The following is a 6580-nucleotide window of genomic DNA, read 5'->3' as shown; positions in this document are numbered from 1 at the left end:
AACACGAAGTGAATCAGGAAGGCACTCGGCATCGAATCTTGAATTCAGCCGGGCCTTCCGGTGCTCACGTACCCAAAACGTACGCTCCACTCCTGACGTCCCTAGCTTCATCCAACCTTCTTGGTGCTGAAAACCGACCTTTTTGAACACGTACTTTAACATAAACGACATGGAGGGAACGTATGAGCTTTTTTAAGAAGTTAAAAGAGAGCATTTCCAGCAAAACGGAAAACGTAACAAAACAGTTCCGCGACGGACTTGAGAAAACTCGGAAGGGATTTATCGAGAAAGTGTCGGACCTGGTGATTCGCCGAAAAAAAATCGATGAAGAATTCTACGAGGAATTGGAAGAGATTCTGATTGGTGCTGATGTTGGCGTGAATACCGTGATGGATCTGATGGACGATCTTCGTGCCGAAGTGAAGAAACGGCGGATTGAAGACGCTGCCGATCTGCAGCCGGTATTGTCAGAGAAGCTGATGGGACTCCTACGTGATGACAGCAGCAATGAGCTCCGGGAGAATCCGGATGGCATTACGGTCATTCTGTTTGTCGGCGTTAACGGAGTCGGTAAAACAACTACGATTGGCAAGCTGGCGCATCGTTACAAGCAGGAGGGCAAGAAGGTTTTGCTCGCGGCGGGCGACACGTTCCGTGCGGGTGCGATTGAACAGCTGGAGGTATGGGGAGAACGGGTTGGCGTTGAAGTCATTAAACAGCAGCCCGGCTCAGACCCGGCAGCTGTTATGTTCGATGCGGTTCAAGCCGCCAAGCAGCGGCAAGCGGATGTTCTGCTTTGTGATACGGCGGGACGCCTTCAGAACAAAACGAATCTGATGGAAGAGTTGAATAAAATCTTCCGCGTCATTCAACGTGAAATCCCGAGTGCCCCGCATGAGGTACTGATGGTCCTTGATGCGACGACAGGACAGAATGCGTTGAGCCAGGCGAAGCTGTTTGGGGAGAAGAGCGGCGTGACCGGCCTCGTATTAACCAAGCTGGATGGAACGGCTAAGGGCGGCATCGTGATCGCGATTCGTCAAGAGTTAAATCTTCCGGTGAAGCTGGTAGGCTTGGGAGAGAAAATGGGCGACCTCCAGACCTTTGACTCGGAGCAGTTCGTTCATGCCCTCTTCGCGGGTTTGATTAAAGAAGAAGAGAATGCTGTAGAACAACAAGACTAGACACTGTCTAATCAAATATGTATACAGAAGGACCGAAAGATATACTTTCGGTCCTTCTTCATGTTCGGCTCGGTCTACGCACATGCTTTTTATGAAGAGACGACCCGAACGAATTCAATTGAACGAAGCGGGATGATGGCCGTATCTGTAGGAGGACCATAGATGATGGGCGGAACTTTTAAGGTGATGGTTGCTTCGCCCACTTTGGTCAGCGTGCCAATGATCACATCTCCCGACACCGTTACTTCGGTTTCCGAGCCGATAAATCCCTGCAGCCAATCCACGTAGCGCATATCGGTTAACCTCCTTGACGTAATGAAAGTTTGAAGCTGATATCCAGCATCATTCGAAGGAATTACTGAACGGAAGTAATATGGGCGAATGGAATCAGCACAAGGTCACCAGATGCCTCACGGAGCTGAACACCATCTTCAGCAGTAGCCAAAACGACCCCTTCCAACGTGACAAACGTTGTGCTGACCCGGACTTGTTGGCCGGTACGGACTTCGAAAAATTGAGTCAGCTCCGGATTAATCGTTAAACCCGTGAGGACCTGACTTTCCAATGACTCTACCCGTTCGGTTAATTGACTGGTTTCCTGGCTTAGAAGTTCGACCTGCCGTGTTAACATCTTGACTCGCCTTGCAAGTCCTCTGCAGAACAGGAAGCAACACATAGTCATTCTCCTTTCTGTATTACCAACGATTGTGCTCTTCGATATGCCTCTTTAAATCGAGAAGCGAAGCAGTGCTTTCTTCCTCCGCTGCGCGGATCATGGGCATAATCTGTTGTACATGACCAGGACCGTATTTGAGGAAGGTTTCGGTTTTATCGATCAGCACATCTAGTGGTTGACGATAATCCGTGAAGTACTGACCGAGTTGAAAAGAGCTCAGCAGGCTATGCACTTTGCTCATGGTGCTAAGCGCCAGTACAGGCTTGCCGCCACGTAAAGCGGCTAGCGCCGGGTGAAGCTTGAAAGATATCAAATAGTCGACAGATTGAATGAAACGATAAGTGAGCTCAATATCCATGAGAAACGGCAGCGTCTCAATGGAAGCAGCGGGTGTAGACTCCTTTACCTTTTGCTGCAATTGCAGGCATGTGTCGTAATCGGAGTACGCGTTGCCCGGATGATGAATGACCGGGATAAGGACGGCATGATAACCTTTGGCGATAAGATGTGCCAGCAGTTTGGTCATGTTGTCCATCGGAAATGACGTATAGGAAAATACAACGACGCCAATCGTTGGACGTCTAGAGAAACGTTTCACCGGGATTTCGGGCTGACGATAGCCGAATACCATGTCAGGGGCTGTTTCGACATTTCGGTGGAAGCCTGCCCGCTTGGCGATGGCCGTCGATCGTTCATCCCGGAACACCGCGCGGTTTGCCTTGGAGATGATATCCCGATAGGCGGATACCTGCTCTTCAGGCCAGGTGTGTTCGGGGTAGGCATCCACAATGCCGACGCCATAGACCCAAGTGGGCTGTCCTACGAGCTGAGGCGGAAAGTAATAGGGACTGAACGAATAGGGTGTAATTAAATCTCCACCCCCGATGATGAAGGCATCCGTCTGATGGGGATCCAATCGGGAGTTCCAGGGATAAACGTGATGATCGTGGAACACTTGGCGAAGGGTGTGGAGAAATAAATCATCACCGAAGTTTCCCATTCCATAGTACCCGGAAGCGGCAATATGCATGTACGTATCACCTCCTTTTCAAGCGCTGTCTAGCTCTTGTGTGTTTGCTGATACCAGGCTTCAAAGAGGCTGCGGTTACGTTGGCTGGTACTGCTGCCATAAATGACGCGATGATACAAGATTGCATCGACCTGAACGGGTGAGCTGTGCTTAAGAAGCCTGGCAGTGACATCGATATCTTCGAAGATACGTCCGAAGCGATCCTCCCGATTCCACCAGCCGCTAATGGCGATTAGGGATGATTTTCGATACATACGGGGGACGAGCGGGTGGCCGTGTAAATTCGTTCGATTTAAGGAAGTAGACCAAGCCGAATAAAGCTTGCCGGAATCAACGTTTCTTCTCCATAAAGGACCGAGCTGCCGGGTGCGTTCCCAGCAACCATACCGGCCCGTGGCCATCCTGCTGTCCGGATTCTTGTCAAGCGCGTTGGACAGGAGTGCGAACGCATCAGGTGCCAGCCAGTCATCTCCGTCCAATTCCAGGATATATCGACCCTTTGCTTCAAAAAGCAGCCGATTCATCATGATTGCCTTTCCGTGGTTGCGCGTTTGGGACAGAACCCGAATTCTGCTGTCAGGATAAGCGCAGGCTTCCTCCAGACTATCGTCTTCAGAGCCGTCATCGCCTATTAGCAGCTCCCAGTTATCGCTTGATTGTGCCAACACGGAACGGATGCTCCAACCTAAAGTGTCCTTCATATTATGGATGCTCATCAGAATGGAGACCACAGGTTGCGGAGGGATTTCAGGGGATAAAGTCCCTTTGGAGCTGGTGGTGTTCTCTGGCATCCTTGTTGCAGACAGAATAGGGAGAATATACTCTAGATCCTTTTGATACGGAGGATTTTGCGTTGGGTCCAGATGCATCGTAAGGCTTGGATCGGCGGGCAGCAGATCGTAAGGCAGAAATTTGGCAGCCGGAAGCCTGTTATTCCAGTAGGTTAGAGCCGCAAGCAGCCAGGTTTTTCTCCAATACAGTGGGGCACCGTTCATGCATATACAGACAACATGATCTGGAATAGGGGTTGGCATCGGAATGGAAGTCTGTGCGCTCTTATTGGAAAAGGACAAGTTACCGCCCCATAGAATCCACTCACGGTCTATTTGCGAGAGTTCCTGAATGATTTGTTCACGATAGTCAAACGTATCGGTGGCTCTGTAGCCGAATGGCTGCGTACGGAGTATGGCATAGGGTTTCAATGGGTGCTCATGCCTTTGTCCAGGATAGCCTGCCGGATCACTTGATCGGCTTTCAATCCGCGATCAACCCAGCGATTCTCTCTGGCGTAGGCAATGCGGGCCAGCTTATGCTCTGCTGTGTCCGGGTGACGGAGCATGGAGGACAGCTTGCCCAAGAAATCATCATGGGTTGTCGCTGTGGTAACGTGCGGCTCCATGGCAATGCATTCCGGCAGAGCTGTTGACAGTACGCGAACACCGGATGCCAGATACTCGTATGCCTTGACTGGATTGGTTGCCAGCGTAATCGGGTGGTATTGGAAGGGGATCAATGCAACGTCAATATGAGTCAGATAACGTTTGAGCTCCTGGTGCGGCTTTTCACCGAGTATATGCACATTGGGAAGTTTCGAATAATCGCCGGAGCTGCCGTAAGGAGCTCCAATGGAAACGAATTGGACGTTTGGAAAACGAAGGGCCGCCTTAGCAAACAACTCATGATCTACCCAATACGCCCAGGCGCCGATATAAGCCACAACAGGACCCGGAGGGAGATCGGCGGGCCTTTCACTGAATGGAATATGAAAAAATGAAGAGTCAGCGCCATTCGGGATCAGGGTAAGCGGTTTATCCGGATAAGCCAGGGACAACCGGGTATGAATCACCTCTGCGGTACATACGACATGGTCCGCCTCATTAATCATTTTAGGTTCATATTTTGCCCAATGCGGAAATTCATCACAGCAGTCGTAGATCGTGACGTCGGGTTTGAAGAGTGTAGAAATGCGCGTACGGAGTTTAGACCAGGTCGTCCAGACGACAATCGGATGTTCCTTGCGAAGGGCAGGCAGCTTTTTGTGCAGAAATGTTTTGGTATCTGTGAATAGGAACACGTTTGGTTCAATTTCTTTGAACTCCTTATCCAGCGGTGCCAGGTTTTCGAAGAAAACCTGATGACCAAGGGCGCCCAATTGAGCCATAAGCTGCTGCGGTCTCTGTTTCATATACGACCAGTTCATCGTTCTCGGATAAATGATAACAGCCAAGAGGTTTCCTCCTTTCTTTGTACTCGGGATAATATATGCATTGCTAGCTTCATAGAATTGGACGAATGAGCTGAATGACCAAAAAATGGTTGATTTCTACAAGCATGCTCATGACCGGAACGAATCTATCAATTTTCCATATGATGCTTAAGATATGAGGTGTCATCTATCTTTTCATATAAAACAAGGGGGAGGGTGAAGGTTCGTGAAGCAGAAAAATGTTCTTGTTATATTCGGAACGCGTCCGGAAGCGATCAAAATGGCACCTTTGGTCAAGGAATTGGAGTCAGCCCCGGGATTAACTCCAATCGTATGCGTAACCGCCCAGCACCGGGAGATGCTGGATCAGGTGCTCCGTTTTTTTGAAATCCAGACGCAAACGGATCTGAATGTCATGAAGGAAGGACAATCCTTATACAGTCTGAGCGCTGACCTGCTAAAAGGGATGGAGAAGGTATTCCAAGCGAGAAAATATGATCTTGTGTTGGTCCACGGAGATACAACGACAGCATTCATTGGTGCTTTGGCAGCTTATTACGCGAAGGTTCCGGTGGGACATGTGGAAGCAGGGCTGCGGACATATGATAAATACGCACCGTTTCCAGAGGAGATGAATCGCGAGTGGATCGGCAGAGTGGCGGATATGCACTTTGCCCCAACGGCACTGTCCGCTGCAAATCTCAAAGCCGAGAATCGTTCGGCTCACGTGTATGTAACGGGAAACACGGGAATCGATGCGATGAAGTGGACGCTCGAGGCTCCTTTTGAGCATCCGATACAGAACAAGTTACGGAAAGATAACCGTTTCATACTGTTGACCATGCATCGGCGGGAGAATTGGGGAGAACCGATGAAAGGGGTGTTTGCGGCGGTGAAGCGGGTGATCCAGAAGTACCCTGACATTGAAGTGATATATCCGGTCCATCCGAACCCTGTGCTGCAGGAGGCGGTCGCGCAAGAGCTTAAGGGGCACGAACGAGTCCACTTGACCGAACCGCTCGATGTCGTTGATCTCCATCATATTATGCAGCGTTCCTATCTGGTCTTGACCGACTCCGGCGGTATACAGGAGGAAGCGCCGTCCCTGGGGAAGCCGGTTCTGGTGCTGAGGGATAAAACGGAGCGCCCGGAAGGAGTCACGGCCGGCACCCTAAAATGTGTTGGTACGGAGTGTGAAGCGGTTCAGGCTGGAATAGAGCTGCTGCTGACGGATAAGGAAGCGTACCGCAGCATGGCAAGAGCCCGTAATCCGTTTGGCGACGGGACCGCGTCCCGCCAAATCGTCAGCGCCATCCAGCAATTCTTCCAATCGCAGGGTGGCTGATATAGGGGGCGGTTTTGATTTTGCATGCCCGCAGCGCGTATAATGGAGTATAAGTGTGGGTTCAAAAAGTCAGGTTTTCAGCACCGAGAAGGTTGGATGAAGCTAGGGAGTGAGGAGCGGAGCGTACGTTTTGGATACG

At 50.5% G+C, this 6580-nt stretch carries 7 protein-coding genes; 2 read left to right on the top strand and 5 right to left on the bottom strand.

Features of this window, described 5'->3' with window-relative positions; genetic code table 11:
- Window positions 1–182 precede the first annotated feature (182 nt).
- On the top strand, window positions 183–1184 hold the full coding sequence (gene ftsY / locus ABEW73_RS10340) for a signal recognition particle-docking protein FtsY (RefSeq protein WP_098747111.1): 1002 nt from the start codon (window positions 183–185) through the stop codon (window positions 1182–1184).
- An 89-nt stretch (window positions 1185–1273) separates the two neighbouring features.
- Here ftsY and ABEW73_RS10335 read toward each other — a convergent pair whose 3' ends face one another.
- From ABEW73_RS10335 to ABEW73_RS10315, 5 genes are all read right to left on the bottom strand, one after another.
- Complete coding sequence (locus tag ABEW73_RS10335; protein ID WP_430164949.1) at window positions 1274–1477, bottom strand: hypothetical protein; 204 nt, start codon at window positions 1475–1477, stop codon at window positions 1274–1276.
- A 62-nt stretch (window positions 1478–1539) separates the two neighbouring features.
- The gene (locus ABEW73_RS10330) at window positions 1540–1815 is read right to left on the bottom strand and encodes a hypothetical protein (RefSeq protein ID WP_430164946.1); all 276 of its coding nucleotides are present in this window, start codon (window positions 1813–1815) and stop codon (window positions 1540–1542) included.
- A 64-nt stretch (window positions 1816–1879) separates the two neighbouring features.
- Window positions 1880–2890: a polysaccharide pyruvyl transferase family protein gene (locus tag ABEW73_RS10325; RefSeq protein WP_430164943.1), complete on the bottom strand. Its 1011-nt coding sequence runs from the start codon at window positions 2888–2890 to the stop codon at window positions 1880–1882.
- A 29-nt stretch (window positions 2891–2919) separates the two neighbouring features.
- Window positions 2920–4092, bottom strand: coding sequence for a glycosyltransferase family 2 protein (locus tag ABEW73_RS10320; protein WP_430164939.1), 1173 nt, complete (start codon window positions 4090–4092; stop codon window positions 2920–2922).
- On the bottom strand, window positions 4089–5117 hold the full coding sequence (locus tag ABEW73_RS10315; protein WP_430164935.1) for a glycosyltransferase family protein: 1029 nt from the start codon (window positions 5115–5117) through the stop codon (window positions 4089–4091). The genes ABEW73_RS10320 and ABEW73_RS10315 overlap by 4 nt, the downstream gene beginning before the upstream one ends.
- A gap of 205 nt (window positions 5118–5322) precedes the next feature.
- Between ABEW73_RS10315 and wecB the strand changes: the two genes are divergently transcribed.
- On the top strand, window positions 5323–6441 hold the full coding sequence (wecB, locus tag ABEW73_RS10310) for a non-hydrolyzing UDP-N-acetylglucosamine 2-epimerase (protein WP_430164932.1): 1119 nt from the start codon (window positions 5323–5325) through the stop codon (window positions 6439–6441).
- Window positions 6442–6580 lie beyond the last annotated feature (139 nt).

Origin of the sequence: Paenibacillus lautus, assembly GCF_050482385.1 — a bacterium.
GTDB classification, from domain to species: Bacteria; Bacillota; Bacilli; order Paenibacillales; family Paenibacillaceae; genus Paenibacillus_AQ; species Paenibacillus_AQ lautus_B.
This window is presented reverse-complemented; position numbering and strand designations above follow the sequence as displayed.

Excerpts from the sequence above, each read along its gene's own strand:
- ABEW73_RS10335 (WP_430164949.1), bottom strand. The coding sequence starts at position 1,477 with ATGCGCTACGTGGATTGGCTGCAGGGATTTATCGGCTCGGAAACCGAA.
- ftsY (WP_098747111.1), top strand. The coding sequence starts at position 183 with ATGAGCTTTTTTAAGAAGTTAAAAGAGAGCATTTCCAGCAAAACGGAA.
- ABEW73_RS10330 (WP_430164946.1), bottom strand. The coding sequence starts at position 1,815 with ATGTTAACACGGCAGGTCGAACTTCTAAGCCAGGAAACCAGTCAATTA.
- ABEW73_RS10325 (WP_430164943.1), bottom strand. The coding sequence starts at position 2,890 with ATGCATATTGCCGCTTCCGGGTACTATGGAATGGGAAACTTCGGTGAT.